General features: G+C 68.5%; 25 protein-coding genes. 16 read left to right on the forward strand and 9 right to left on the reverse strand.

All coding sequences use genetic code 11. The features are described from left to right. Position 1 precedes the first annotated feature (1 nt). Positions 2 to 817: a quorum system sensor histidine kinase RqpS gene (gene rqpS / locus C3Y15_RS12965; RefSeq protein ID WP_045578700.1), complete on the reverse strand. Its 816-nt coding sequence runs from the start codon at positions 815 to 817 to the stop codon at positions 2 to 4. On the opposite strand from rqpS, the gene C3Y15_RS12970 reads away from it, so the two are divergent. Next, positions 801 to 1,064 (forward strand): hypothetical protein, encoded by a 264-nt coding sequence (locus tag C3Y15_RS12970; protein ID WP_131753889.1) that lies wholly within the window; start codon positions 801 to 803, stop codon positions 1,062 to 1,064. The genes rqpS and C3Y15_RS12970 overlap by 17 nt on opposite strands. Before the next feature lie 169 nt (positions 1,065 to 1,233). Here the strand turns inward: C3Y15_RS12970 and C3Y15_RS12975 are convergent, their stop codons facing one another. The 4 genes from C3Y15_RS12975 to C3Y15_RS12990 all read right to left on the reverse strand — a co-directional run bounded on the left by C3Y15_RS12975 (position 1,234) and on the right by C3Y15_RS12990 (position 4,476). After that, positions 1,234 to 2,004, reverse strand: coding sequence for a ferredoxin--NADP reductase (locus C3Y15_RS12975; protein ID WP_011886291.1), 771 nt, complete (start codon positions 2,002 to 2,004; stop codon positions 1,234 to 1,236). Between the two features lie 289 nt (positions 2,005 to 2,293). Continuing rightward, entirely contained in the window at positions 2,294 to 3,109 is an 816-nt protein-coding gene (locus C3Y15_RS12980; RefSeq protein ID WP_011886290.1) for an endonuclease/exonuclease/phosphatase family protein, read from the reverse strand. Between the two features lie 5 nt (positions 3,110 to 3,114). Then, positions 3,115 to 3,603 (reverse strand): hypothetical protein, encoded by a 489-nt coding sequence (locus C3Y15_RS12985; RefSeq protein WP_014723829.1) that lies wholly within the window; start codon positions 3,601 to 3,603, stop codon positions 3,115 to 3,117. A 144-nt stretch (positions 3,604 to 3,747) separates the two neighbouring features. Continuing rightward, positions 3,748 to 4,476 carry a nitroreductase gene (locus C3Y15_RS12990; RefSeq protein ID WP_069246355.1) on the reverse strand — a complete coding sequence of 243 codons (729 nt, stop codon included), beginning with the start codon at positions 4,474 to 4,476 and terminating at the stop codon, positions 3,748 to 3,750. A gap of 236 nt (positions 4,477 to 4,712) precedes the next feature. On the opposite strand from C3Y15_RS12990, the gene C3Y15_RS12995 reads away from it, so the two are divergent. The 10 genes from C3Y15_RS12995 to C3Y15_RS13040 all read left to right on the forward strand — a co-directional run bounded on the left by C3Y15_RS12995 (position 4,713) and on the right by C3Y15_RS13040 (position 16,205). After that, positions 4,713 to 5,693, forward strand: coding sequence for an AAA family ATPase (locus C3Y15_RS12995; RefSeq protein ID WP_011886287.1), 981 nt, complete (start codon positions 4,713 to 4,715; stop codon positions 5,691 to 5,693). Positions 5,694 to 5,802: 109 nt separating this feature from the next. Continuing rightward, on the forward strand, positions 5,803 to 6,912 hold the full coding sequence (locus C3Y15_RS13000; protein WP_011886286.1) for an NAD(P)/FAD-dependent oxidoreductase: 1,110 nt from the start codon (positions 5,803 to 5,805) through the stop codon (positions 6,910 to 6,912). A gap of 173 nt (positions 6,913 to 7,085) precedes the next feature. Beyond that, positions 7,086 to 7,397, forward strand: a complete 312-nt coding sequence (locus tag C3Y15_RS13005; protein WP_011886285.1) for a high-potential iron-sulfur protein — start codon at positions 7,086 to 7,088, stop codon at positions 7,395 to 7,397. Between the two features lie 194 nt (positions 7,398 to 7,591). Beyond that, complete coding sequence (locus tag C3Y15_RS13010) at positions 7,592 to 8,899, forward strand: MFS transporter (protein WP_069246354.1); 1,308 nt, start codon at positions 7,592 to 7,594, stop codon at positions 8,897 to 8,899. A 343-nt stretch (positions 8,900 to 9,242) separates the two neighbouring features. Next, positions 9,243 to 10,871: an ABC transporter substrate-binding protein gene (locus C3Y15_RS13015; RefSeq protein WP_059568278.1), complete on the forward strand. Its 1,629-nt coding sequence runs from the start codon at positions 9,243 to 9,245 to the stop codon at positions 10,869 to 10,871. Between the two features lie 119 nt (positions 10,872 to 10,990). Then, positions 10,991 to 12,001 carry an ABC transporter permease subunit gene (locus C3Y15_RS13020; protein ID WP_011886282.1) on the forward strand — a complete coding sequence of 337 codons (1,011 nt, stop codon included), beginning with the start codon at positions 10,991 to 10,993 and terminating at the stop codon, positions 11,999 to 12,001. 4 nt (positions 12,002 to 12,005) lie between these two features. Next, entirely contained in the window at positions 12,006 to 12,923 is a 918-nt protein-coding gene (locus C3Y15_RS13025; RefSeq protein WP_011886281.1) for an ABC transporter permease subunit, read from the forward strand. 132 nt (positions 12,924 to 13,055) lie between these two features. Further along, the gene (locus C3Y15_RS13030; RefSeq protein WP_034192484.1) at positions 13,056 to 14,054 is read left to right on the forward strand and encodes an ABC transporter ATP-binding protein; all 999 of its coding nucleotides are present in this window, start codon (positions 13,056 to 13,058) and stop codon (positions 14,052 to 14,054) included. Then, complete coding sequence (locus tag C3Y15_RS13035; protein ID WP_011886279.1) at positions 14,051 to 15,067, forward strand: peptide ABC transporter ATP-binding protein; 1,017 nt, start codon at positions 14,051 to 14,053, stop codon at positions 15,065 to 15,067. The genes C3Y15_RS13030 and C3Y15_RS13035 overlap by 4 nt, the downstream gene beginning before the upstream one ends. Beyond that, a complete protein-coding gene (locus C3Y15_RS13040; RefSeq protein ID WP_011886278.1) occupies positions 15,060 to 16,205 on the forward strand; it encodes a TraB/GumN family protein in 1,146 nt (381 codons plus the stop codon). Before C3Y15_RS13035 ends, C3Y15_RS13040 begins: the two co-directional genes overlap by 8 nt. A gap of 570 nt (positions 16,206 to 16,775) precedes the next feature. Here the strand turns inward: C3Y15_RS13040 and pxpA are convergent. From pxpA to pxpB, 3 genes are read right to left on the reverse strand one after another with little or no spacing between them, the layout of a single operon-like run. After that, positions 16,776 to 17,540 (reverse strand): 5-oxoprolinase subunit PxpA, encoded by a 765-nt coding sequence (pxpA, locus tag C3Y15_RS13045; protein WP_069246353.1) that lies wholly within the window; start codon positions 17,538 to 17,540, stop codon positions 16,776 to 16,778. A 55-nt stretch (positions 17,541 to 17,595) separates the two neighbouring features. Continuing rightward, on the reverse strand, positions 17,596 to 18,663 hold the full coding sequence (locus C3Y15_RS13050) for a biotin-dependent carboxyltransferase family protein (protein WP_011886276.1): 1,068 nt from the start codon (positions 18,661 to 18,663) through the stop codon (positions 17,596 to 17,598). Further along, the gene (gene pxpB / locus C3Y15_RS13055; protein WP_011886275.1) at positions 18,660 to 19,316 is read right to left on the reverse strand and encodes a 5-oxoprolinase subunit PxpB; all 657 of its coding nucleotides are present in this window, start codon (positions 19,314 to 19,316) and stop codon (positions 18,660 to 18,662) included. Before pxpB ends, C3Y15_RS13050 begins: the two co-directional genes overlap by 4 nt. 148 nt (positions 19,317 to 19,464) lie before the next feature. On the opposite strand from pxpB, the gene C3Y15_RS13060 reads away from it, so the two are divergent. Then, positions 19,465 to 19,977, forward strand: coding sequence for a winged helix DNA-binding protein (locus C3Y15_RS13060; RefSeq protein ID WP_014723821.1), 513 nt, complete (start codon positions 19,465 to 19,467; stop codon positions 19,975 to 19,977). A gap of 65 nt (positions 19,978 to 20,042) precedes the next feature. Here the strand turns inward: C3Y15_RS13060 and C3Y15_RS13065 are convergent, their stop codons facing one another. Further along, positions 20,043 to 20,651 carry a 5-formyltetrahydrofolate cyclo-ligase gene (locus tag C3Y15_RS13065; RefSeq protein ID WP_059695709.1) on the reverse strand — a complete coding sequence of 203 codons (609 nt, stop codon included), beginning with the start codon at positions 20,649 to 20,651 and terminating at the stop codon, positions 20,043 to 20,045. A gap of 8 nt (positions 20,652 to 20,659) precedes the next feature. Between C3Y15_RS13065 and C3Y15_RS13070 the strand changes: the two genes are divergently transcribed. From C3Y15_RS13070 to C3Y15_RS13085, 4 genes are all read left to right on the forward strand, one after another. Beyond that, positions 20,660 to 22,612 carry a lytic transglycosylase domain-containing protein gene (locus C3Y15_RS13070; protein ID WP_041493912.1) on the forward strand — a complete coding sequence of 651 codons (1,953 nt, stop codon included), beginning with the start codon at positions 20,660 to 20,662 and terminating at the stop codon, positions 22,610 to 22,612. A gap of 161 nt (positions 22,613 to 22,773) precedes the next feature. Continuing rightward, positions 22,774 to 23,742, forward strand: a complete 969-nt coding sequence (locus C3Y15_RS13075; RefSeq protein WP_041493911.1) for a complex I NDUFA9 subunit family protein — start codon at positions 22,774 to 22,776, stop codon at positions 23,740 to 23,742. A gap of 55 nt (positions 23,743 to 23,797) precedes the next feature. Then, positions 23,798 to 24,445 carry a glutathione S-transferase family protein gene (locus tag C3Y15_RS13080; protein ID WP_011886270.1) on the forward strand — a complete coding sequence of 216 codons (648 nt, stop codon included), beginning with the start codon at positions 23,798 to 23,800 and terminating at the stop codon, positions 24,443 to 24,445. Next, positions 24,442 to 25,683 (forward strand): multifunctional CCA addition/repair protein, encoded by a 1,242-nt coding sequence (locus C3Y15_RS13085; protein WP_134206838.1) that lies wholly within the window; start codon positions 24,442 to 24,444, stop codon positions 25,681 to 25,683. Before C3Y15_RS13080 ends, C3Y15_RS13085 begins: the two co-directional genes overlap by 4 nt. The last annotated feature ends 15 nt before the right edge of the window (positions 25,684 to 25,698 follow it).

A 25,698-nucleotide genomic window follows, 5' to 3' on the forward strand; every position in this document is an offset into this window, starting at 1 on the left:
CTCACGAACGCGACGCGCGGCGCGCGACGGCGGGCACCGCGAACAGCGAATCCCATGCGAAGCGCGCGACCACGCGCGTGCCGCGGCCCGACGCCGGCTTGCCGGCGTCGAAGCTGCCGCCGAACGCTTCGCAGCGCGCGCGCATGCCGGCGAGGCCGTAGCCGACGCGCCGGCCTCGCGCGAAACCGCGACCGTCGTCGCTGACGATCAGGGCCAGATGGGTAGCGTCGGTGTCGATGCGCACGTCGGCGGACGTCGCGCGTGCATGCTTGGCGACGTTCGACAGCGCTTCCTGCGCGACGCGAAAGATCGCCAGCGCGCTCGCGCCCCCGAGCTGGGTGAGGCGGCCGTCGGCCGCGCACACGAAGCTGGTGCGCAGCCCGGTGCGGGCCGCATGGCTGTCGACCCACGTCGACAGCGCGCCGACCACGCCGCCATCGAGCGGCGGCGTGTCGCGTTCGTCGATCAGCCGGCGATTTGCGTCGGTCGCGGCGTCGAGCGCGCGCTGTGCGAGTTCGACCGCGCGCACGCAGCCTTCCGGCGCATCGGCCGGCAGCCAGGTCAGAACGTTGGCGAGCGCGAAACGCGCGGCGGTGAGTTCGGCGCCGAGCCCGTCGTGCAGCTCGCCGGCCAGATAGCGGCGGGCGGCTTCGTCGGCGGCCATCAATTGCGTGGACAGCGCCGCGATCCGTGCAGCGGATGCGTCGCGTTCGGGGAGAGTGTCAATCATCGGATCGGCAGCGGCGCCGCGGGGCGCGAACGGCTGCGACTGGAACGGGGCGTGAGCGCCGGAGGGCGCATTGAGCAACGTATCCATGATTCTCCCTGCTGTCAGAAGCGGTTCAGACACCGGCTGGCTGAGTGGCCCGATTGCCGTTTCCATGACGGTCGCCGCCAGAGAATCGCCCATCGCCGAAGTAACAAAAGTTACAACTCGTAACGTTTTTGTCCGACCCTTTCATGACCCTCCGAACAGCAACCGCTCGGGCCGCATCATATCTCAAAATTTTCGAAAAATTCATGACAGGCGGACATTTAAGGGTAAATGTGCACAATCGGCTTGAAGGTGTTGTAGGAAAAACACCGACGGGAAAATACCGGTTCCACCCGTATCGAAATGTAACTATTTCGGGATGAATAGTCTCAGTTTGTTACGAATTCGCCAAGTGGGGACAAAAAAAAACCGGAGCCAAAGCTCCGGTTTGTTGACCGCGGACAATTTCCGGGGACCGATCAGTCCACGAAGGCGCGCTCGATCACGTAGTGTCCGGGCGCGCTGTTCTTGCCCTCGACCAGGCCGGCCTGCTTCAGCAGGTCGGTGGTGTCCTTCAGCATCGCGGTGCTGCCGCACAGCATCACGCGGTCGTGTTCCGGCGAGAACGGCGCCACGCCGAGATCGGTGAACAGCTTGCCGGTCGCGATCAGATCGGTGATCCGGCCTTCGTTGTCGAACGCTTCGCGGGTGACCGTCGGGTAGTAGACGAGCTTTTCCTTGATGATGTCGCCCAGGTACTCGTGGCCCGGCAGGTCGTGCTTGATGTAGTCCATGTACGCCAGCTCGCCCTTCAGGCGGCAGGTGTGCGTCAGGATGACCTTGTCGAAGCGTTCGTAGATGTCCGGATCGCGAATGATCGACATGAACGGCGCGAGGCCCGTGCCCGTCGACAGCATCCACAGCGTCTTGCCCGGCAGCAGGTTGTCGGCGACCAGCGTGCCGGTCGGCTTCTTGCCGATCAGCACCGTGTCGCCCACCTTCAGATGCTGCAGGCGCGACGTCAGCGGGCCGTCCTGGACCTTGATGCTGAAGAACTCGAGGTGATCCTCGTAGTTCGGGCTGACGATCGAGTAAGCGCGCGCGAGCGGCTTGCCGTCGACCTCGAGGCCGACCATCGTGAATTCGCCGTTGTTGAAGCGCAGGCTCGGTTCGCGGCTGCAGGTGAAGCTGAAAAGCGTGTCGGTCCAGTGGTGGACGGATTGGACGGTGGCGGTGTCGTATTTGCTCATGGCTTTGAAAGCGGACGCGCGTCGCTAACGCGTGTAACGAGCCCAAAAACGGGCAAAAAAACCGAGTGCAGCGGCCCGATCGCGGATCGGCCGGCCGGCGCGTCGGACACGCGCCTTCTCGATGACAGACGTTTGAGTAACTCGGTATTTTACCCTGCTTGGGGCGGATGCGGGCTTGACCCGCGCGGCTGCGCGGATTTGGCGCAACGAATCATTTCATCCGGCTTGCGCCGGGCGGCCCCGCGCGCGGCGCGGCGCGCGGGCGCGCGCGTCACCGCGGTTACCGCCGTTACTGCGGATCGAGCCGCAGCCGCGCGATGTAGGGCAGGTGGTCGGACAGCCAGGCCGTCTCGCCGGACGGCGCCTGCCATTCGAGCGGCGTCAGCCCGCGCACGAACATCTTGTCGAGCGCGAGCGCCGGCGAGAACGCCGGGAACGTGCGGCCCGACTCGCCGAGCAGCGTCGCGACCTCGGACAGCCCGATCTCGCCGAACAGCGCCACCGAATCGTTGCGCCAGTCGTTGAAGTCGCCGGCCAGCACGAGCGGATCGTCGCCCGCGTTGCGCACGATCCAGTGCGCGATCCAGTGCATCTGGCGCAGCCGCGCGGCGCGCGTGAGCGCGAGGTGCGCGCACAGCAGCGTGACGGGCCGCGCGCCGGCGAGCGTCGCGCGCGCCACCAGCAGCCCGCGGCGCTCGAAGCGGTGCGCGGAGATGTCCCAGCGGCCGCCGAGATCGAGCGGATGCGGCGACAGGATCGCGTTGCCGTGCCGCCACGACGGTTTGAACACGTTCGGCCCGAGCGCGATCTGCCAGTCGAGCGCCTGCGCGATCTCGGTGGCCTGGCAGTGCCAGACGTCGTCGCCGGCCTCTTCCATCGGCGCGCCGAAGCCCGGTGCGAGCATCGGGCGCGGCATGCGGCGGGCCATCGCTTCCTGCAGGAAGTACACGTCGGCGTGCGTCGACTGCATCCAGTTGCGCATCGCGTTCCACGCGGTGAAGCCGAGCGGCGAGCGGCCCTTGTGCAGGTTCCAGCTGACCGCGGTGATTTCGTCGGGCGCCGCGTGCGGTTCGGCGAACGGCAGGGATAGTGCGTCTGCGGACATGGCGTTCAGTCCCTGGCGACGTGCGCACGCACGCGATAGACGAGATGCGGATGCTGGTCGACGAGCGTCCAGTCGGTCCATGCCTCGCCGCCGACCGCGAGCCCCGGATGACTCGCGGCGATCTGCCGCGGCGACGCGGGCACGCACGGATCGCCGCGCGGCGTGTCGTCGTCGTCGAGGGTCTCCTGCACGTCGAGCGCGAGCGAGACGGTGTGCGCGGCGTCGTCGACGGACAGCGGCGCGACCGTGACCGCGCGCGAGCGCTCGGTCGGCACGACGCGCGCGGCATTGCCGCAGCCGACGGGCACGGCGGACGGATAGCGATGGGTATCGGTGCGGGTTTGACCGACGGTGGTGCGCTGCTGGAACGTGTCGATGGTCTGACCGTCGCGCACCACCTGGATCTCCCATGCGACGACGGCCGGTGCGGGGCTTTGCGCATGGGCCGCGAGCGCGCAGCTCGCGAGCAGGACGGCCAGGCCGTGCTTCAGCATGAAACTTCTCCGGAAAACGCGGGTAGCGTGGAACGGACGCACATCTTACGCCCGATCGATCGGCGCGGTCGCGCGAGCGAATGCACCGTCCGGGGCGCAGCACGATCCGGTCCTGATCGAAAGGTAGGTGCGGGCCGCGTGTTTTCAAGCGAAAAAGCGGGTGAACTCGGCGACGCTCGCACGCTCGGTGACGAGACGGTTCTCGATCGCGTGCGGGTCCGCGTGGCCGAGCGACATTCCGCAGACGAGCTGCTCGTTGGCCGGTATCCCGAGGTGCTCGGCGACGATCCGGTGAAACGGCACGAACGCGGCCTGCGGGCAGGTGTCGAGACCGCGTGCGCGCGCGGCCGTCATCACGGCCTGCACGAACATCCCGCAGTCGAGCCACGCGCCGAGCGCCATCACGCGATCGAGCGTGAAGAACAGCGCGACCGGCGCATCGAAGAAGCGGAAATTGCGCGCGTGCTGCGCATGCATGCGCGCCTTGTCGTCGCGGCCGATGTTCAACAGGCCGTACAGGTCCCAGCCGACCTTGCGGCGCCGGTCGACGTACGGCGACACCCATTCGCGCGGGTAGTAGTCGTACTCGGCGACGTATTTCTCGTCGCGCGTGGGATCGTCGTACGCGGCGGTGAGCGCCGCCGCGAGCGCGTCGCGCGTCGCGCCGGTAGCGACGTACACGCGCCACGGCTGGATGTTGGTGCCGGACGGCGCGCGGCTCGCGGCTTCGAGGATCGCCTCGAGCGTGTCGCGCGGCACCGGGGTCGGCAGGAACGCGCGTATCGCGCGGCGTGACTTGAGCGCGGCATCGACCGCGTCCACAGTGCGGAGCGCGTCGGCGTCGACGCGCGAGGCGGCATCGGGAAAGGACATCGGCAACCCTTCGGAACGAAGCGCGCCGCGTCGTGCGGGCGCAGTGCGCGAGGACGGCGAGGACGGCGAGGCCGCCCGTGAACCGTCGATCATACGCCGCGGCGCGCGCCGCTGCAGCGTGCGCGCGTGTTAGCAGCAGAGCGTGGCGGCTGCTTGCTTGCGCGCCGACGCGGGATCGTTACACTGAAATCGTCGGGGTCCGATGGCCGGGCGACGGCAGCACGAGCGAGGTTGGTATGACGACGGCGATGGTGAAACAGGAACTGGCGGTGGCGTCCTTCAGCACGGTGTACGACCTCGAGCAGGTCGAGACCGCGCTGAACGATCTGAACGAGAGCGCGAGCGATGCGCTGCGCGCGACCTACGAGCGGATGCTCAAGACCGGCAATCTGCGCTTTTGCGTGAAGCCGAACCGGATGCCGTCGTTCGACGCGCTCGGCGAAGCGCTGCCCAATTTCACCGAGCCGCTCGACGACATGCGCAAGCAGGTCGCGCTGTGTCTCGAGACGGACGACCGGCTCGAGCTGATGCCGATCCTGCTGCTCGGCCCGCCGGGGATCGGCAAGACCCATTTCGCGAAGGCGCTCGCGCAGCTGCTCGGCACCGCGTATCACTACGTGCCGATGAGTTCGCTGACGGCCGGGTGGATTCTGTCGGGCGCGTCGTCGCAATGGAAGAACGCGAAGCCGGGGAAGGTGTTCGATGCGCTCGTCAACGGCAGCTACGCGAACCCGGTGATCGCCGTCGACGAGATCGACAAGGCCGGCAGCGACGCGCAGTACGATCCGCTCGGCGCGCTGTACGCCTTGCTCGAGCACGACACCGCGCGCGCGTTCGTCGACGAATTCGCCGAGGTGCCGATCAACGCGGGCAACGTGATCTGGATCGCGACCGCGAACGACGCGCATGCGATTCCCGAGCCGCTGCTGAACCGGATGAACGTGTACGAGATCGCGCCGCCCGACGCGGCCGGCGCGCGCCGCATCGCGCAGACGATCTACGACGAGATCCGCACGTCGCATGGATGGGGACGGCGCTTTCCCGAGACGCTCGATGCCGACGCGCTCGACGTGCTCGCGGCGACGCCGCCGCGCACGATGCGCCGCGCGCTGCTGCATGCGTTCGGCGCCGCGCGGCTCGACGGGCGCGACGTGATCGCGCCGGCGGACATCCGCGCCGACGAGGGCGCCGCGAAGCGCAGGCCGATCGGCTTCTGAGTCGGCGGCGGCGCGCGGCCGGCCACGACGTGTGCGCGGCCGGCACGCGCGCGAACCGGGACGTACAATCTCCGTGTGTTCCCTCGACGCGTGAGCGACGCGAAATGCCATGGAGCAGACGGATTGTGTGGTGATCGGCGCGGGTGTCGTCGGTCTGGCGATCGCGCGCGAGCTTGCCGCGCGCGGCCGCGAGACGATCGTGCTCGAAGCGGCCGATGCGATCGGCACGGGCATCAGTTCGCGCAACAGCGAGGTGATCCACGCGGGGCTCTACTATCCGCGCGGCTCGCTGAAGGCGACCTCATGCGTGCACGGGCGCGATCTCCTGTATCGATTCTGCGAGACGCATCACGTGCCGCACCGGCGCGTGGGCAAGCTGCTGGTCGCGACGAGCGCCGCGCAGGTGAAGCAGCTGAAGGCGATCGCGGCCCGCGCGGCGGAAAACGGCGTGCTCGACCTGTTGCCGCTCACGCGCGCCGAAGCGCAGACGCTCGAACCGGCGCTCGAATGCGTGGAAGCGCTGTTCTCGCCCGAGACCGGCATCGTCGACAGCCATCAGCTGATGCTCGCGCTGCTCGGCGACGCGCAGCGCGACGCCGCGACGTGCGCGTTGCAATCGCCGGTCGAGTCGATCGACGTGTTGCGCGGCGGGCGCTTCGTCGTTCGCACCGGCGGCGCTGCGCCGACCGAAATCGAGGCCGCGTGCGTCGTCAACAGCGCGGGGCTCGGCGCGCAGGCGCTCGCGCGCCGCACGCGCGGGCTCGACCCGCGCTGGGTGCCGCCGCTCTACCTCGCGCGCGGCCACTACTTCAGCCTCGCCGCGCGCGCGCCGTTCTCGCACCTCGTCTATCCGATGCCCGATCGCGCCGGGCTCGGCATCCACTTGACGCTCGACCTGGCCGGACAGGCGCGTTTCGGCCCCGACGTCGAATGGGTCGACGCATTGCGCTACGACGTCGATCCGGCGCGCGCGCAGGGGTTCTACGCATCGATCCGCGCATACTGGCCCGGCCTGCCCGACGGCGCGCTGCAGCCCGCGTACGCCGGAATCCGGCCGAAGCTCGCCGGGCCCGGCGAGCCGCCGGCCGACTTCGTCGTGCAGGGGCCGGCGCAGCATGGCGTGCGCGGGCTCGTCAATCTGTTCGGCATCGAGTCGCCGGGGCTGACCGCGGCGCTCGCGCTCGCGCAGCGCGTCGGCGACATCGCGTCGCGCACCTGACGCGCACCTCACGCGTAGCGTCCGCGCGCGGGCCGCCCGACGCGGCTTCGCTGCGCCTGCGAAATCCGTTATCTCCGGCATTTCGGCGCGCACATTTGTTCGCCGCGCGGTTATTCTGTCGAGCGGCCGTCGCCAGAACGGCTTTCAAACCGATAACGTTGGAGCGAGTCCCCATGAAAGCAACCCGTCGGAGTTTCCTGATCACGAGCATCGGCGCCGTGTCCGCGCTTGCGCTGTCGCGCGAAGCGCTGGCCGATGCGCCGATGCTGTCGGAAACCGATCCGACCGCGGTGGCGCTCGGCTACAAGTCCGATGCCACCAAGGTCGACAAGGCGAAGTATCCGAAATACGCGGCGGGCCAGGATTGCGCGGCCTGCATGCTGTATCAGGGCAAGAAGGGCTCCGCGTCGGGCCCGTGCGGTGCGTTCCCCGGCAAGCAGGTGTCGGCGAAGGGCTGGTGCAGCGCATTCTCGAAGATGGGCTGACGTCGGTGGCGGCATCGTGCGATGCCGCAATGTGGCGAAAACCGCAAAACGCCCGCCATCATCCGATGGCGGGCGTTTTTATGCTTGAAATCGGTTTCTTCGCTTTCTACACTCGCTGCACACCAGCGCGCCGCGAACGCTCCCGTGCGATCCGCGACCGCCCGACACGGCGAATTCACGAGGACGAGGCACGCATGGCGACGATTGCGAATTCAACCAAGACGGTCCGGCCCGAGCGTGCGCTGAACCGGCGCGCGGTCGCGGCGGCCGTGATCGGCAACGCGCTCGAGTGGTACGACTTCACCGTGTTCGGCCTGATGACGGTCGTGATCGCCGAGCTGTTCTTCCCGACTTCCAGTGAATACGCGTCGCTGCTGCTGACGACCGCGACGTTCGGCGTCGCGTTCTTCATGCGCCCGGTCGGCGGCATCGTGCTCGGGCTGTACGCGGACCGCGCGGGCCGCAAGGCCGCGCTGTCGCTGGTGATGCTGCTGATGACGGCCGGCATCTTCCTGCTCGCCGCCGCGCCGCCGTATGCGGCGATCGGCATCGGCGGCCCGCTGCTGATCGTGCTCGGCCGTCTGTTGCAGGGCTTCTCGGCCGGCGGCGAATTCGGCAGCGCGACCGCGCTGCTGATCGAAGCCGCGCCGTTCTCGAAACGCGGCTTCTACGGCAGCTGGCAGATGGCGAGCCAGGCGGCCGCGCTGCTGATCGGCGCGCTGGTGGGCGCGGCCGTCACGCGCGGGCTGTCGCACGACGCGCTGCACAGCTGGGGCTGGCGCGTGCCGTTCGTCCTCGGGCTCGTGATCGGGCCGATCGGTTTCTATATCCGCCGTCATCTCGACGATTCCGAAGCATTCCTGCATGCCCAGCAGAGCGCGCGCCGCGCGACGCTCGGCGAAGTCTTCACGCGCCATCCACGCGAGGTGCTGTGCGGGCTCGGCTCGGTGATCGCGCTCACCGTGACCATCTACGTGCTGATCATCTATCTGCCGACCTTCGCGGTGAAGCAGCTGAAGCTGCCCTATGCTCAGTCGTTCTACGCAGTGATCATCGGCAACCTGCTGCTGATGGTGCTGTCGCCGATCGCCGGCGCATGGTCCGATCGCATCGGTCGCAAAGGGCTGTCGCTGTGGTCGCTCGTGCTGACGCTCGCGTTGATGTATCCGCTGTTCGTGTGGCTCGACGGGGCGCCGAGCATCGGCCGGCTGATCGTCGTGCACGCGGTGCTGGCGGTCACGCTCGCGGGCTACTACGGGCCGTTCGGCGCGATGATCGCCGAGCTGTTTCCCGCCAACGTGCGCTCGACCGGGCTGTCGATCGCATACAACATCGCGGTGATGCTGTTCGGCGGCTTCGGCCAGTTCATCGTCACGTGGCTCATCAAGACGACCGGCTCGCCGCTCGCGCCGACCTACTACGTGATGGCCGGGCTCGCGCTGTCGATCGTCGCGGTCGCATTCGTCCCCGTGCGCAGCGCCGACCTCGACGCACCCGCCTGACGATGCGCTGCAACACGCGCACCGGCGCCGTTCCGGGCGTGCAGCCATGCGCGCGCGGAGCGCAACGAGCGCGATGAGCACGATGCGCATGACTTCGACGTGACGGCCCGTCCGCGCACGCAGCCGAATTGTTTAGTTGTAGAAGGAAACAGGCGCACGATTGGCGCATCCGCCGCTCGCGCATGCGGCGCGACCGTTCCGCGCCCGCGCTACCCCGGCAAAAAGCCGCGCGCACGCAACTAAAAGAGTTTTTTCTCCAGCTTGTTGCGCAATCCATAGCTCAAGTAATATCCGCGTACCCGGCCCATGGGGACCGGTTCCGATCTGGAGACCTGGAGGAAACATGGAATACAACCGTCTGTTGCACAGCCTGCGTGTTACCGCCATTGCAGGCGTGGCAGCAGCATCGCTCGGCGTCGCGGGTTCTGCCTTCGCGCAGATTCCGAACAAGACGCTCGTCTACTGCTCAGAAGGCAGCCCGGCGGGTTTCGATTCCGCGCAATTCACCACCGGCGTCGATTTCACCGCCGCCACGTTCACCGTGTACAACCGCCTCGTCGAATTCGAGCGCGGCGGCACCAAGGTCGAGCCGGGCCTCGCGGAGAAGTGGGACGTGTCGTCCGACGGCAAGGTGTACACGTTCCACCTGCGTCACGGCGTGAAGTTCCACACGACCGACTTCTTCAAGCCCACGCGCGAGTTCAACGCGGACGACGTCGTGTTCACGTTCGAGCGCATGCTCGATCCGAACCAGCCGTTCCGCAAGGCGTACCCGGTGTCGTTCCCGTACTTCACCGACATGGGCCTCGACAAGCTCATCACGAAGGTCGAGAAGGTCGATCCGTACACCGTGAAGTTCACGCTCGCCGAGCCGAACGCGCCGTTCATCCAGAACATGGCGATGGAGTTCGCGTCGATCCTGTCGGCCGAATACGCGGATCAGCTGATGAAGGCCGGCCGCGCCGCCGACATCAACCAGAAGCCGATCGGCACCGGTCCGTTCATCTTCCGCAGCTACACGAAGGACGCGACGATCCGTTTCGATGGCAATCCAGACTATTGGAAGAAGGGCGCGGTGAAGCTGTCGAAGCTGATCTTCTCGATCACGCCGGATCCGGGCGTGCGCGTGCAGAAGATCAAGCGCAACGAATGCCAGGTGATGAGCTATCCGCGTCCGGCCGACATCGCGACGCTGAAGGCCGACTCGGGCATCGACATGCCGTCGCAGCCGGGCTTCAACCTCGGCTACCTGGCATACAACGTCGAGCACAAGCCGGTCGACAAGCTCGAAGTGCGTCAGGCGCTCGACATGGCGATCAACAAGAAGGCGATCCTCGAATCGGTCTACCAGGGCGCCGGCCAGGCCGCGTCCGCGCCGGTGCCGCCGACCCAATGGTCGTATGACAAGAACCTGAAGATGGCCGCCTACGACACCGCGAAGGCGAAGGCGCTGCTCGCCAAGGCAGGCTTCCCGAACGGTTTCGACATCACGCTGTGGGCGATGCCGGTGCAGCGCGCGTACAACCCGAACGCGCGGCTGATGGCCGAGATGATCCAGGCCGACTGGGCGAAGATCGGCGTGAAGGCGAAGATCGTCACCTACGAATGGGGCGAGTACATCAAGCGCGCGCACGCCGGCGAGCAGGACACGATGCTGATCGGCTGGACCGGCGACAACGGCGACCCGGACAACTGGCTCGGCACGCTGCTCGGCTGCGAGGCGATCAAGGGCAACAACTTCTCGCACTGGTGCTACAAGCCGTTCGACGAGCTGGTGCAGAAGGGCCGCACGACGACGGGCCAGGACGCGCGCACGAAGATCTACATGCAGGCGCAGCAGATCTTCGCGCAACAGCTGCCGTTCTCGCCGATCGCGAACTCGACGGTCTACCAGCCGGTGCGCAAGAACGTGGTCGACATGCGGATCGAACCGCTCGGCTACGCGCGCTTCGACGGAGTCGGCGTGAAGTAATACGGCCCGTATAAGCTGTCCAGAAGACCGAGACCGGCTCATACCTCATCCGGCGGCGGGAAGCCAAAAGCTTCCCGTCGCCGGTCGCACATTTCCCACAAGAAAATACGAGACGCATCATGTTCACATTCGTGTTGCGCCGCGTGGGGATGGTGATCCCGACCTTCATCGGCATCACCATCCTGGCGTTTGCGCTGATTCACCTGATACCGGGCGACCCCATCGAAGTGATGATGGGCGAGCGCGGCGTCGATCCCGCGATGCATGCAGAGGCGATGAAGCGCCTCGGGCTCGACCAGCCGTTGCCCATGCAATATCTGCACTACATCGGCCGGGCGCTGCATGGCGACCTCGGCACGTCGATCATCACCAACACCAGCGTCGCGGGCGAATTCTTCGCGCGCTTTCCGGCGACCGTCGAGCTGTCGCTGTGCGCGCTCGTGTTCGCGCTCGTGGTCGGGCTGCCGGCCGGCGTGATCGCCGCGCTGCGGCGCGGCTCGGTCGTCGATCACGGCGTGATGGGCACCGCGCTGACCGGCTACTCGATGCCGATCTTCTGGTGGGGGCTGATCCTCATCATGGTGTTTTCGTCGTATCTCGGCTGGACGCCCGTGTCGGGCCGCATCGCCGTCGAATACGACTTCCCGCATCCGACCGGCTTCATGCTGATCGACGCGCTGCTCGCGCCGGACGAAGGCTCGTTCAAGTCGGCGGTCAGCCACCTGATCCTGCCCGCGATCGTGCTCGGCACGATCCCGCTCGCGGTGATCGCGCGGATGACGCGCTCGTCGATGCTCGAAGTGCTGCGCGAGGATTACATCCGCACGGCGCGCGCGAAAGGGCTGTCGCCGGCGCGCGTGGTGGTCGTGCACGCGCTGCGCAACGCGCTGATCCCGGTCGTCACCGTGATCGGCCTGCAGATCGGCACGCTGCTTGCTGGCGCCGTGCTGACCGAGACGCTGTTTTCGTGGCCCGGCGTCGGCAAGTGGCTGATCGATGCGATCGGCCGCCGCGACTATCCGGTCGTGCAGGGCGGCATTCTGCTGATCGCGACGCTCGTGATCGTCGTGAACCTGGTCGTCGACCTGCTGTACGGCGTGCTGAATCCGCGCATCCGCCACACGAGGTAACTCCATGAGCAATCTGCAAAATACCCTGCCGACCGAATCTGCGCCGGCCGGCGGCCGCGCGCTCGCGCTGCGCGAGTTCTGGGCCAACTTCTCGCGCAATCGCGGTGCGGTCGGCGCCGGCCTCGTCGTGCTCGTGCTGATTCTGGTCGCGCTCCTCGCGCCGCTGATCGCGCCGCACAGCCCGGTCGAGCAATACCGCGACTACGTGAAGATTCCGCCCGCGTGGCTCGCCGGCGGCAACTGGCAGTTCATCCTCGGCACCGACGAAGCCGGGCGCGACATCCTTTCGCGCCTGATGTTCGGCGCGCGCATGTCGTTCTGGATCGGCTTCGTGTCGGTCGTGCTCGCGCTGATCCCCGGCATCGTGCTGGGCCTCGTCGCCGCGTTCTTCCAGAAATGGGCCGACACGCCCGTGATGCGCATCATGGACGTGCTGCTCGCGCTGCCGTCGCTGCTGCTCGCGGTCGCCGTCGTCGCGATCATCGGGCCGGGCCTCACCAACACGATGTTCGCGATCGCGATCGTCGCGCTGCCGGCCTACGTGCGCCTCACGCGCGCGTCGGCGCTCGGCGAGCTGCAGAAGGAGTACGTGACGGCGTCGCGCGTGGCCGGCGCCGGCACGCTGCGCCTGATGTTCTCGCAGGTGCTGCCGAACTGCACGGCGCCGCTGATCGTGCAGGCGACGCTCGGCTTCTCGTCGGCGATCCTCGACGCGGCCGCGCTCGGCTTCCTCGGCCTCGGCGTGCAACCGCCGACCGCCGAGTGGGGCGCGATGCTCGCGTCCGCGCGCGACTACATCGACAACGCATGGTGGATCGTGACGATGCCGGGCCTGTCGATCCTGATTTCGGTGCTCGCGATCAACCTGCTCGGCGACGGGCTGCGCGACGCGCTCGATCCCAAACTGAAACGGATGGCCTAAGATGAAACGAACCCCACGCTTGCTTCGTTCGCTGCCGACCGGAGTTGGCGCTTCAGCGCTTACTCCGGTCCCATGCACGGCGCCCCCCAAGGGGGCGGTCATCCTCTTTGGGACGGCCCGGCGGAGGACGACATGAGCAACCCACTCCTGACCATCCGCAATCTCGCGGTGAATTTCAACGGCCTGCCCGCCGTCGACCGGATCAACCTGTCGATCGCGCCGGGCGAGGTGGTGGGCGTCGTCGGCGAATCGGGCTCGGGCAAGAGCGTGACGATGATGGCGCTGATGGGCCTGATCGACGCGCCGGGCAAGGTGACGGCCGACGAGGTCACGTTCAACGGCGTGGATCTCTTGAAGGCGTCGCCGAAGGCGCGCCGCAAGATCGTCGGCAAGGACATCGCGATGGTGTTCCAGGACGCGCTGACGAGCCTGAACCCGAGCTACACGGTCGGCTACCAGATCAAGGAGGTGCTGAAGCTGCACGAAGGGCTGCGCGGCGACGCGCTGCACCGGCGCGCGCTCGAGCTGCTCGACCAGGTCGGCATTCCCGATGCGAAGAACCGGATCGCGGCGTTTCCGCACCAGATGTCGGGCGGCATGAATCAGCGCGTGATGATCGCGATGGCCGTCGCGTGCAATCCGAAGCTGCTGATCGCCGACGAGCCGACCACCGCGCTCGACGTGACGATCCAGGCGCAGATCATGGATCTGCTCGTCAAGCTGCAGAAGGAGCGCGGGATGGCGCTGGTGCTGATCTCGCACGATCTGGCCGTGGTGTCGGAGGTCGCGCAGCGCGTGGCGGTGATGTACGCGGGCGAGATCATCGAGACCAACCGCGTGCCCGACATCTTCCGCGCGCCGCATCACCCGTACACCGAAGCGCTGCTCGCGGCGATTCCCGAGCACAATCAGGGGGCGCGTCGCCTTGCCGCATTGCCCGGCATGGTGCCGGGCCGCGATGATCGCCCGTCCGGATGCCTGTTCGCGCCGCGCTGCAAGTACGTCGTCGACGATTGCCGCAAGGCGCGCCCGGCGCTCGATCCGCTCGTGGCCGGCAACGATGCGATGCGCGCGCGCTGCATCAAGCCGCTCAATGTTTCCAGCTTCGACCTGACGGGAGGCGCACGATGAATGCTGTCAACGAAACGCGCCGCGCGTCGCCCGACGGGCAGGCCGTGCTGGTCGCCGACCAGCTCGCGAAGCACTACACGGTCAGGCGCGGGATGTTCGGGCAGGGCACCGTGAAGGCGCTGAACGGCGTGTCGTTCACGCTCGAGCGCGGCAAGACGCTCGCGGTGGTCGGCGAGTCGGGCTGCGGAAAATCGACGCTCGCGCGCCAGCTGACGATGATCGAGACGCCCACCTCGGGCAGCCTGATGATCGACGGCAACGACGTGGCCGGCGCCGGCCGCCACACCGTCGCCGACCTGCGCCGGCGCGTGCAGATGGTGTTCCAGAACCCGTTCGCGTCGCTGAATCCGCGCAAGACCGTCGAGCAGACGCTCGCCGAGCCGCTCGAGATCAACGCGAACCTGTCGGCGGCCGAACGCGCGGCACGCATCGCGCAGATGATGCGCACCGTCGGCCTGCGCCCCGAGCACGCGAAGCGCTATCCGCACATGTTCTCGGGCGGCCAGCGCCAGCGCGTCGCGATCGCGCGCGCGATGATCCTCGAGCCGCGCATCGTCGTCGCCGACGAGCCGGTGTCCGCGCTCGACGTGTCGATCCAGGCGCAGATCCTGAACCTGTTCATGGATCTGCAGGAGCAGTTCAACACGAGCTACGTGTTCATCTCGCACAACCTGTCGGTGGTCGAGCACGTCGCGGACGACGTGATGGTGATGTACTTCGGCAGCGTCGCCGAACTCGGCGACAAGGCGACGATCTACGCGCGGCCGCGCCATCCGTACACGCGTGCGCTGATGTCGGCGACGCCGGCGATCTTCGAGGAAGACCGCCGCGTGCAGATCAAGCTGCAGGGCGAACTGCCGTCGCCGCTCAATCCGCCGTCGGGCTGCGCGTTTCACCAGCGCTGCCCGTACGCGGTCGAGCGCTGCCGTGTCGAGGAACCGCAGCTGCGCGACGTCGACGGACGTCGCGTGGCCTGCCATCGCGCCGAGGAGGTGGGGGAGGCGAATGCCTGACGGGTTGGCGGCGCGCGCGCCTCGCGTGCGCCGGTCGGGAGCCGGCCGCGCGCGCATGCTGCGCGCGTGCCGCAACGCAAGACGCTGGAGCGTGCGCACGGTCACGGGCGCGGCGCTGGCCGGCGCCTGCGTGGCCGCGAGCGTGCTGGTGCCGGCCGCGGCCGCGCGCGCGCAGGAGCGCATGCCGAGCAGTTCGCCGATTCATCGGGCGCAGGCGCCGTCGCCGGGCATGACGCTGCCGGGCTTCCACGCGCCGTCCGTGTCGAACGGCACGGTCGCGCGCGGTACGGTGCGCGTGCAGCCGGCCCGCATGCCGTTCTACGTCGCGACGCGCGGCAAGGTCACGCTGTACGTGCTCGGCACGCTGCATACGGGCGACCCGTCCGACTACCCGAGTGCGCAGCCGTTCCGGCCCACCATCCTCGCGGCGCTCGCCGCCTCGCCGACGCTCGCGCTCGAGCTGTCGCCGGACGATCTGCTGGAATCGCAGGACGACGTGTCGAAGTACGGCGTCTGCCGCTACCCGTGCCTGCAGCGCCTGCTTCCCGAGCCGTTGTGGCAGCAGCTCGCCGCGCGGCTGCGCGGTAACCCGGCCGCGCTCGCCGAAATCCGCCGGATGCGGCCGTGGCTCGCCGCGCTGGTGGTCGAGACGTACGACTCGTTGTCGGCCGGCCTGCAGACCGAGTACGGCACCGAGGCGCAGCTGCAGAACGTATTTCTGAAGAAGAAGGGCGGCCGCGTGATCGGCCTGGAGACGCTCGCCGAGCAGATGCGCGCGTTCACCGGCCTCACGCTCGCCGAGCAGCGCGAGATGCTCGCGCAGGACATGGTGCAGACGCCCGCGCAGAACGCCGCCGACATCGGCGCGCTGCACCGGCTGTGGCGTATTGGCGACGCCGACGCGATCTCCGCATGGGCGGTCGCGAAGAGCGAGCGGCTCGCACGGTCGAAGGCGCTGTCGGCGTCGATCGACAACAAGATCCTGTACGAGCGCAACCGGCGCTTCGTTGCACGGATGACGGCAATCGCGGCGCCGAACCGGCCGGTGTTCGTCGCGATCGGCGCGCTGCACCTGGGTGGCCAGCGCGGCGTGCTCGAATTGTTGCGCCAGCAGGGGTACCGGGTCGACGCGAACTGAGCGCGCCCGACGCCGCTCGCCGATCCTCCGCCATTCGATCGGCCGCGCGCTTGCGTGTCGATGCGCGCAGGCGGCCGCGCGAGCCGATAAGGAAAACCCTCGAACCGTCTGGAAATAGCGTTTAAAGCCATTGACATCCGGTTCTGCCAATCTCTATTCTTCACCCCACAAGTTGAAAAAATGCAAAGAATAGAAAAGTTCTACGGGGTAGCAGAAAACAAAGCGCGGGGTTGGCGTAGCCGGCACGTAATCAGCGTGCCGGCCGCGGAGTGTCTGCATGCACGGCGGGGCCAAACATCGTCGTACAGCACATGCATGCGGCAGACTTAGCGGTATAAGCGACGTTCCGTCGTCCGACCGGGGGAAGCAGCAATCGGGCGGCGGCGGACGTTTTTTCATCCGGAGCAGCGTTCCGGTCACCGTCGCAAGGCGGTTTCGGGAGGCGAATCGACAGACGGCGAAGCCGCGGCGATTGTGCCAACAATGAAGCGCCACGAGGGCGCTTTTTTCTTTGATGCGGCCGATCGGATGCGGCACGCGATGCGTGCGCGTGAGCGAGGGCGTGCCGCGTTACGCGTCTTCGCCGGCCTGCAGCGTGCCGGGCGCGATCACGTCGATGCCGGCCGTCTCGAGCGCCGCGCGAATCCGCTTCGCGAATGCGAGCGCATGCGGGCCGTCGCCGTGCAGGCAGACGGTCTGCGCATTGAGCGGCACCCACTCGCCCGTCACCGCGCGCACCTGCCGCTCGCGCACCATGTCGAGCGTGCGCGCGAGCACCGCGTCTTCGTCGTCGATCAGCGCGCCGGGCTGGCTGCGCGGAACCAGCGTGCCGTCCGCGCGGTAGCCGCGATCGGCGAACACCTCTTCGATCGCGACGAGGCCCGCATGCCGCGCGGCCGCGACGAACACGCTGTTGGCGAGCCCGAACACCGACAGCGACGGATCGAAATCGTGGATGGCCGACACGACCGCGTCCGCGATCGTCGGATCGCGCGCGGCCTGGTTGTACAGCGCGCCGTGCGGCTTGACGTGCGCGATGCGGCCGCCTTCGGCCTGCGCGATCGCCGACAGCGCGCCCAGCTGGTACAGCACGCCGGCATAGATGTCGCCGGGCGGCAGCTGCATTTCCTTGCGGCCGAAATTCTCCGGATCGTGAAAGCTCGGATGCGCGCCGATCGACACGCCCTTCTGCACGGCCCAGCGCACGCAGTCGCGCATCGCATTGGCGCCGCCTGCATGCCAGCCGCATGCGATGTTCGCCGACGTGACGAGGTCGAGCAGCGCCTCGTCCGATCCGCATCCTTCGCCGAGATCGGCGTTCAGATCGATTTCCATGATGTTCCTCGCCCGCGGGCTGCGCGGGCCGTGTTGCGTACTGCTTGCGCCATTGTCACGCTGCGCGCGATTGCGCGCGGCGACGCGTCTCCTCGCGCATCTCGATCGCGACGTCGATCTGTCTCAGATATGCGCGTTCCGCGTTCAGCGCGGCGCGCGCGGCCTCGGGCGTCGTGCGCACGAAGCGGATCGGCAGGTTGAGCCGCGCCTGCGCGAGTTTCCACAGGTCGGCGCGAATCACCGTGCCGATCTTCGGGTAGCCGCCGGTGGTCTGCGCGTCGTGCATCAGCACGATCGGCTGGCCGTTCGGCGGCACCTGGATCGTGCCGGGCAGCACCGCGTGCGACAGCAGCTCGACCGGCCGCTCGCGCACGAGCTCGGCGCCGGCGAGCCGATAGCCCATCCGGTTGCTGTTGGCGGTGACGAGCCATTCCTCGTCCCAGAGCGCCTGCTGCGACTCGGCCGAGAACGACGCGTAATCGGGGCCCGGCAGCACGCGCACGGGCATCGCCCACGGCGCATGCGCGGGACGGTGGCGGCGCGGCGGTTCGTCGACGCGCACGAACGCGCACCACGCCGGCGCCTTCACGCCGAACTCGGGCGCATCGGACGCGAGGCAGCCGGCGCCGGCCGGCGGCACGCCGACCGGCAGCCGGTCGCCGTCGCGCAGCGCGCGGCCGCCGAGGCCGCCGAAGCGCGCCGCGAGATCGGTGCTGCGCGAGCCGAGCACCGGCAGCACGTCGATGCCGCCCGCGATGCACAGGTAGCCGCGCATCCCGCGTTTCGCGGCCGGCAGCACGAGCGTCTGTCCGGCGTCGACCGGCAGGCTCCACCACGAATACACCGGCTTGCCGTCGAGCGTCGCGCCGAATTCGGTGCCGGTGATCGCGATGCGCGTGGCGCGCGTGAAGCGGAACGCGGCCGGGCCGATCGTGATTTCGACGGCCGCCGCATCGGGACGGTTGCCGACCAGCCGGTTGCCGACTTCGAGCGCGAGGCCGTCGAGCGCGCCGCCTTGCGCGACGCCCAGATGGCGCATCCCGCGGCGGCCGAGATCCTGCACGGTGGACAGCGGGCCGGCGCGCACGACCTCGATCGTGCCGGGGGCGGTCTTCTGGGTCATGTCGCGTCGACTCCGGCAATGGTGAAGCGCACGCGGTCGCCGGGCAGCAGCAGCGTCGGCTGCGGCCGGGCCGGATCGAACAGCACCTGCGAAGTACGGCCGATCAACTGCCAGCCGCCCGGCGCCGTGGCCGGATAGATGCCGGTTTGCGCGCCGCCGATGCCGACCGAGCCGGCCGGCACCTCGAGCCGCGGCGCGGCGCGGCGCGGCGTGTGCAGCGCCGGGTCGAGGCCGCCGAGATACGCGAACCCCGGCTGGAATCCTACGAAGAACACGACGTATTCGCCGCCCGCGTGGCGCGCGACCACTTCGTCGGCCGACAGCCCGGTGTGCGCGGCGACGGCCGCCAGATCGGGGCCGGCGGCACCGCCGTACTCGACCGGGATCTCGACGTCGCGGCCCGGCACGGGCGCGACGTCGGCGCTGTCCCACGCGTCGCGCAGCGCCGGGGTGAGCGACTCGGCGGTTGAGGCGAGCGCGTCGAACACGATCGTCAGATTGTTCATGCCCGGCACGACGTCGATCACGTCGGGCCACGCGCGCGCGGCTTCGGCGACGGCCCACACGCGGCGCTGGCAATCGAGCGTGGCGGGCGCCGGCATCTCGCAGACGAGGGCGGCATCGCCGAGTGGATAAATGCGGGGTTGCGTCATCGGACTGGCACGGTTCGGACGGCAATGTTAGCGTACATTCTCAATAAAATATCGAGAATTTCCCAATAAGCGTTTTCGCCTAGCTCTTATACAGAGGCTTCTGTCGTACACTCGGCTCACCCTGACATCCTGCTTGCGCCGCCCTTCCATGAAGCGTTCTCCGACCAAGATCGTGTCATCCGAACACCTCGTTTCCGAGTCGAGCGTGGAGCTGTCGGAGCTCGAATACGGGCTCATCATGGCCGGCAACGCGTTCAACCGCTGGATGGTGCGCTGCATGTCGGCCGCCGGCGCGAAGGACATGACGGCCGTCGAGGTGTCGCTGCTGCATCACGTGAGCCACCGTGAGCGCAAGAAGAAGCTCGCCGACATCTGCTTCGTGCTCAATATCGAGGATACGCACGTCGCGACCTATGCGCTGAAAAAACTGATCGCGCGCGGCTATGTGAAAAGCGAGAAGAGCGGCAAGGAAGTGTTCTTCTTCGCGACCGATGCGGGCCGCGCGCTGTGCATGAAGTATCGCGAGGTGCGCGAGCACTGTCTGATCGAGACGCTGAAGGACAGCGGCCTCACCAACGAGCAGATCGGCGACGCCGCGCAACTGCTGCGCAACGCATCGGGCCTGTACGACACCGCCGCGCGCGCGGCCGCCTCGTTGTAAACGATTGCGGCTCGGACGCCGAGCGCGGCGACGCGCGGGATGCCGGCGCGGCGTCGCGCGTCGCGTCATCCGGCGTCCGGGTAGAGCGCGCGGTCGGTGACGATCCAGCCCATCGCCAGATCGTGCGCCTCGGCCGGCAGCGCGTCGACGCGGCACGCGTCGTACGCGATGCCGACCGTCACCGGCAGCGTGTCGCCCGGCCATGCCGCGAGCGTGCGGTCGTAATAGCCGCCGCCGTAGCCGAGCCGGTAGCGCTGCAGATCGAATCCCACACACGGAATCAGCAACAGGTCGGGCACGACCGCGATGCCCGACGCGGGCTCCGGAATCCGGTGATGCCCTTCGCGCATCGGCGTGTGCGCATCCCATGCATGGAACGCGAGCGGCGTGTGCTTCTCGCCGATCACCGGCAGCGCGGCGCGGCGGCCGGGGCCGGCGGCGGCCCACGCGAGCACGGCGTCGCGCGCGTCGAATTCGCCGGGCAGCGGCCAGTAGAAGCCGACCGTGCACGGCGCGAGCCGTTCGAGCAAGCCGCGCAGCCGGGCCTCGAGCGCGGCGTTCGCGGCCGGCTGCGACGCGGCGTCGCGACGCGCGCCGGACAGCGTTCTGCGCAGTGCAACCTTCGGGTTCGGCACAGGGTTGCATGCTATGCTTTCGCTCACTTCGTGCTCCATTCAAAACGATGTCGAACAGCCTTTTCCGAGTATATCGCGCGGTCGCGCTCACGCTTTCGGCCGCCGCGCTCGTGGCGGGCACGAGCGCGTGCGCCGCACCGGGCGACGACACGCTCGCCGGGGACGATCAGATCTTCGTGCAGCTGCGCGAAGCCGCGCGCCGCAACGATGCCGCGAAGGCCGCGCAGCTCGCGTCGATGATCCCGAACTATCCGGTGCCGTCCTACGTCGAGTATTTCCAGATCAAACCGCAGCTGTTCGATTCGACCGGACGCGCGCGCGTCGATGCGCCGGACGCGCCGGTGCAGTCGTTCCTGCAGCGCTACGACGGCCAGGCGATCGCCGATCGCCTGCGCAACGACTACCTGCTCGTGCTCGGCGCGCGCCACGACTGGCGCGGCTTCGACGACCAGTACAAGCGCTTCGTGCTCGACGACGACACGCAGGTCAAATGCTATGCGCTCGAATCGCGCGCGGCGCGCGGCGAGAACGTCGCCGATGCCGCCCGCGCGCTGCTCGTCGAGCCGAAATACTACGGCGACGCCTGCGTCGACCTGATCACGGCGCTCACCGTCAACCAGCAGTTCACGAGCGACGACGTGTGGCAGCAGGCGCGCCTCGCTTTCGAGCAGAACTACACGACGCTCGGCGGCAAGATCGTCGACGCGCTCGGCCCGCGCCCGGCCGGTTTCGACCAGGCGACGAGCGCGCCGCCGCTGTACCTCGCGCGCGGCGTCGGCGCGGACGCCGCATCGCACCAGCTCGCGCTGATCGCGCTCGGCCGGATGGCGCGCAACGATCCCGATGCGGCCGCCGGAATGCTCACCTCGCTCGCCGGTTCGCTGACGAAGCGGGAGCAGGCGATCGCGTGGGGCGCGATCGGCTACCAGGCCGCCATCAAGCGCTCGGCGCTCGCGTCCGACTGGTATGCGAAATCCGCCAACGCGCCGCTGTCGAACCCCGGCTACGAATGGCGCACGCGCGCCGCGCTGCTGGCCGGCAACTGGCCGATGGTGCGCTGGTCGATCGAGCAGATGCCGCCGTCGCTGCGCAGCGATCCCGCATGGATCTACTGGCACGCGCGCGCGCTGAAGCAAAGCGGCGACACGCTGCAGGCGAACCAGGAATTCGAGCAGGTGGCCGGCCAGTACAACTTCTACGGGCAGCTCGCCGGCGAGGAGCTGGGCCAGCGCACGTCGGTGCCGCCGCGCACCAAGGTGAGCGACGCCGAGATCGACGCGATGAGCAAGATTCCGGGCTTCGCGCTCGCGCAGCGCTTCTACGGCCTGAACCTGCGCCTCGAGGGCAACCGCGAATGGAACTGGCCGCTGCGCGGGATGACCGATCGCCAGCTGCTCGCCGCCGCCGCGTACGGCAAGCGCGTCGAGCTGCTCGACCGCACGGTGAATACGGCCGACCGCACGAAGGCCGAGCACGACTTCACGCTGCGCTATCCGTCGCCGTACCGCGACATCGTCGAGCGCTATGCGCAATCGACCGGGCTCGACGTCGAATGGGCGTACGGGCTGATCCGCCAGGAGTCGCGCTTCATCACGAACGCGCGTTCGTCGGTCGGCGCGGGCGGGCTGATGCAGCTGATGCCGGCCACCGCGCAGCTCGTCGCGAAGAAGCTCGGGATGGGCACGATCACGCGTGCGCAGATGCACGACATCGACACCAACATCCAGCTCGGCACCTGGTATCTGGCCGACATCTACAACAACTTCGACAGCTCGCCGGTGCTGGCGACCGCCGGCTACAACGCCGGGCCGGGACGGCCGCGCCAGTGGCGCCAGGTGCTGACGCGGCCGGTCGAAGGCGCGATCTTCGCCGAGACGATTCCGTTCAACGAGACACGCGAGTACGTGAAGAACGTGCTGTCGAACACCGTCTACTACGCGGCGCTCTTCGAGGGCAAACCGCAGTCGTTGAAGAAGCGCCTGGGCACGATCTCGCCCTGATCCGCAACCTTCGTGCTGCACGCGCGCCGCGCGGCAGCGTGAAGGGGCCGTTCACGCGAATGGCCGGCTCGCGAACGCCCGGTGCACGCCGTTTCGTGCGCGCGCGTGCCACGCGCCACGCACGCCGTCATCGGCGTGAACCGTCCATCGGAGGACCGAACATGGAACGCCAGACCGTCGCGCTGCTGGGCGGCACCGGCTTCATCGGCAGCCGGCTCGTCAATGCGCTGATCGAAGCCGGCAAGCACGTGCGGGTCGCCACGCGGCGGCGCGAGCATGCGCGCCACCTGCAGATGCTGCCGATCGAGATCGTCGAGCTCGACGCGCTCGATGCGCGCACGTTGACCGGCTTCGTCGCCGGCGCGCATGCGGCCGTCAATCTGATCGGCGTGCTGCACGGCGGGCGCGGCTCGCCGTACGGGCCGGGCTTCGAGCGCGCGCACGTCGCCGTGCCGGCCGCGCTCGGCGCCGCGTGCGCGCAGGCCGGCGTGCGGCGTGTGCTGCACATGAGCGCGCTCGGCGCCGATTCGAACGGCCCGAGCATGTACCAGCGCTCGAAGGGCGACGGCGAGGCCGCGCTGCGGGCGGCCGCGGCGTCTGCGGCGGCCGGCCCGCTCGCGCTGACGATCTTCCGCCCGTCGGTCGTCTTCGGCCCCGGCGATGCGTTCCTCAATACGTTCGCGAACTTGCAGCGCACGCTGCCGGTGCTGCCGCTCGCGATGCCGGACGCGCGCTTCCAGCCGGTGTTCGTCGGCGACGTCGTGCGCGCGTTCGTCAACACGCTCGATCTGGCGGCCGCGCATGGCAAGACCTACGAGCTCGGCGGCCCGACGGTGTACACGCTCGAGCAGCTGGTGCGCTATTGCGGCACGCTGGTCGGCCGGCACGCACGCATCGTGCGGCTGCCCGATGCGCTCGCGCAGCTGCAGGCGCGCGTGTTCGAATGTCTGCCGGGCGAGCCGGTCATCACGCGCGACAATCTCGCGTCGATGTCGCAGCCCAACGTGCTGTCCGGGCCGCTCGCGCCGGAACTCGGGCTCACGCCCGCGAGTCTCGAAAGCATCGCGCCCGCGTACCTCGGCGCCGCCGCGCAGCGCTCACGCTTCGACTGGTTCCGCGCGCGCCGCTAGGCGCCGCCGGCCGTCGCTTTCCGTCGTCCAACCTCGTGCTAATCGGAACACCGCCATGAAACTCGTCATTGGAGACAAGAACTACTCGTCGTGGTCGATGCGGCCCTGGCTGCTGCTCGCGCATTTCGGCATCCCGTTCGACGAGATCGCGATCGAACTGCGCCGCGACGACACGGCCGCGCGGATCCGCGAGTATTCGCCGACCGGAAAGGTGCCGTGCCTGATCGACGATCACGGCTTCGCGATCTGGGATTCGCTCGCGATCGCCGAGACGCTCGCCGAGCGCTATCCGCAGTTTCCGATGTGGCCGGCCGATCCGCTCGATCGCGCGCACGCGCGCTGCATTTCGGCGGAGATGCACGCCGGTTTCACCGCGTTGCGCACGGAAATGGTGATGAACGTGCGCGCGTCGGCGCCGGGCCGCGGCGCGACGCCCGACGCGCTCGCCGACGTCGCCCGCATCGACACGCTGTGGGGCGCCTGCCTGGCGGCATCGGGCGGCCCGTTCCTGTTCGGCGAATTCGGGATTGCCGATGCGATGTATGCGCCCGTCGTGATGCGCTTCAACACCTATGCGCCGGAGCTGTCGCCGGAGGCGGCCGGGTATGCCGCGCGCGTGACGGCGCTGCCGGCGGTGCAGCGCTGGATCGAAGGCGCGCGGCGCGAAACCAACGTGATCGCCGAGTACGAATCGACGCCATGAACATTTACGCAGTAGGCGGAGCGATCCGCGACGCATTGCTCGGCGTGCCGGTGCAGGACCGCGACTACGTGGTGGTGGGCGCGACGCCCGAGCAGATGGCCGCGCAGGGCTTCCGGCCGGTCGGCAAGGATTTCCCGGTGTTCCTGCATCCGGACACGCAGGAGGAGTACGCGCTCGCGCGCACCGAGCGCAAGACGGCCGCGGGCTATCACGGCTTCCAGTTCTATTACGCGCCGGACGTGACGCTCGACGAGGACCTCGCGCGGCGCGACCTGACGATCAACGCGATGGCGCGCGAAGTGAGCCCGGACGGCACGCTGATCGGGCCGGTGATCGACCCGTTCGACGGGCAGGCCGATCTGCGCGCGCGGGTGTTCCGGCACGTGAGCGACGCGTTCGTCGAGGATCCGGTGCGGATTCTGCGGATCGCGCGCTTCGCCGCGCGCTTCGCGGATTTCACGGTGGCCGACGAGACGCTCGCGCTGATGCGGCGCATGGTCGACGCGGGCGAGGCGGACGCGCTGGTGCCCGAGCGCGTATGGCAGGAAATCGCGCGCGGGCTGATGGAGGCGACGCCGTCGCGGATGTTCGACGTGCTGCGCGAATGCGGCGCGCTCGCGCGCGTGCTGCCCGAGGTCGATGCGCTGTGGGGCGTGCCGCAGCGCGCCGATTACCACCCGGAAGTCGACACGGGCGTGCACGTGATGATGGTCGTCGACTACGCGGCGAAGCAGGGCTATTCGCTGCCGGTGCGCTTCGCGGCGCTCACGCACGATCTCGGCAAGGCGACGACGCCGGCCGACGTGCTGCCGCGTCATGTCGGCCACGAAGGCCGCAGCGTCGAGCTGATCAAGCCGCTGTGCGAGCGGCTGCGGGTGCCGAACGAATGCCGCGACCTCGCGCTGGTGGTCGCGCGCGAGCACGGCAACCTGCATCGCGTGATGGAGAGGGGCGCGGCCGCGCTGGTGCGGCTGTTCGAACGCAGCGACGCGCTGCGCAAGCCGGCGCGCTTCGCCGAGATGCTGCAGGCGTGCGAATCGGATGCGCGCGGCCGCCTCGGGCTCGACACGCAGCCGTATCCGCAGGCCGAGCGGCTGCGCGTGGCGCTGGTCGCGGCGCGCAGCGTCGATGCCGGCGCGATCGCGCGCGGTATCGGCAACGATGCGATGCAGATCAAGGACGCCGTGCATCGCGCACGGATCGACGCGGTCAAGCAGGCGCTGGCGATCGCGGAATAGGCGAGGGGCGGGTGG

It is taken from the genome of Burkholderia sp. B10, from assembly GCF_004368385.1.
Taxonomy (GTDB): Bacteria; Pseudomonadota; Gammaproteobacteria; order Burkholderiales; family Burkholderiaceae; genus Burkholderia; species Burkholderia vietnamiensis.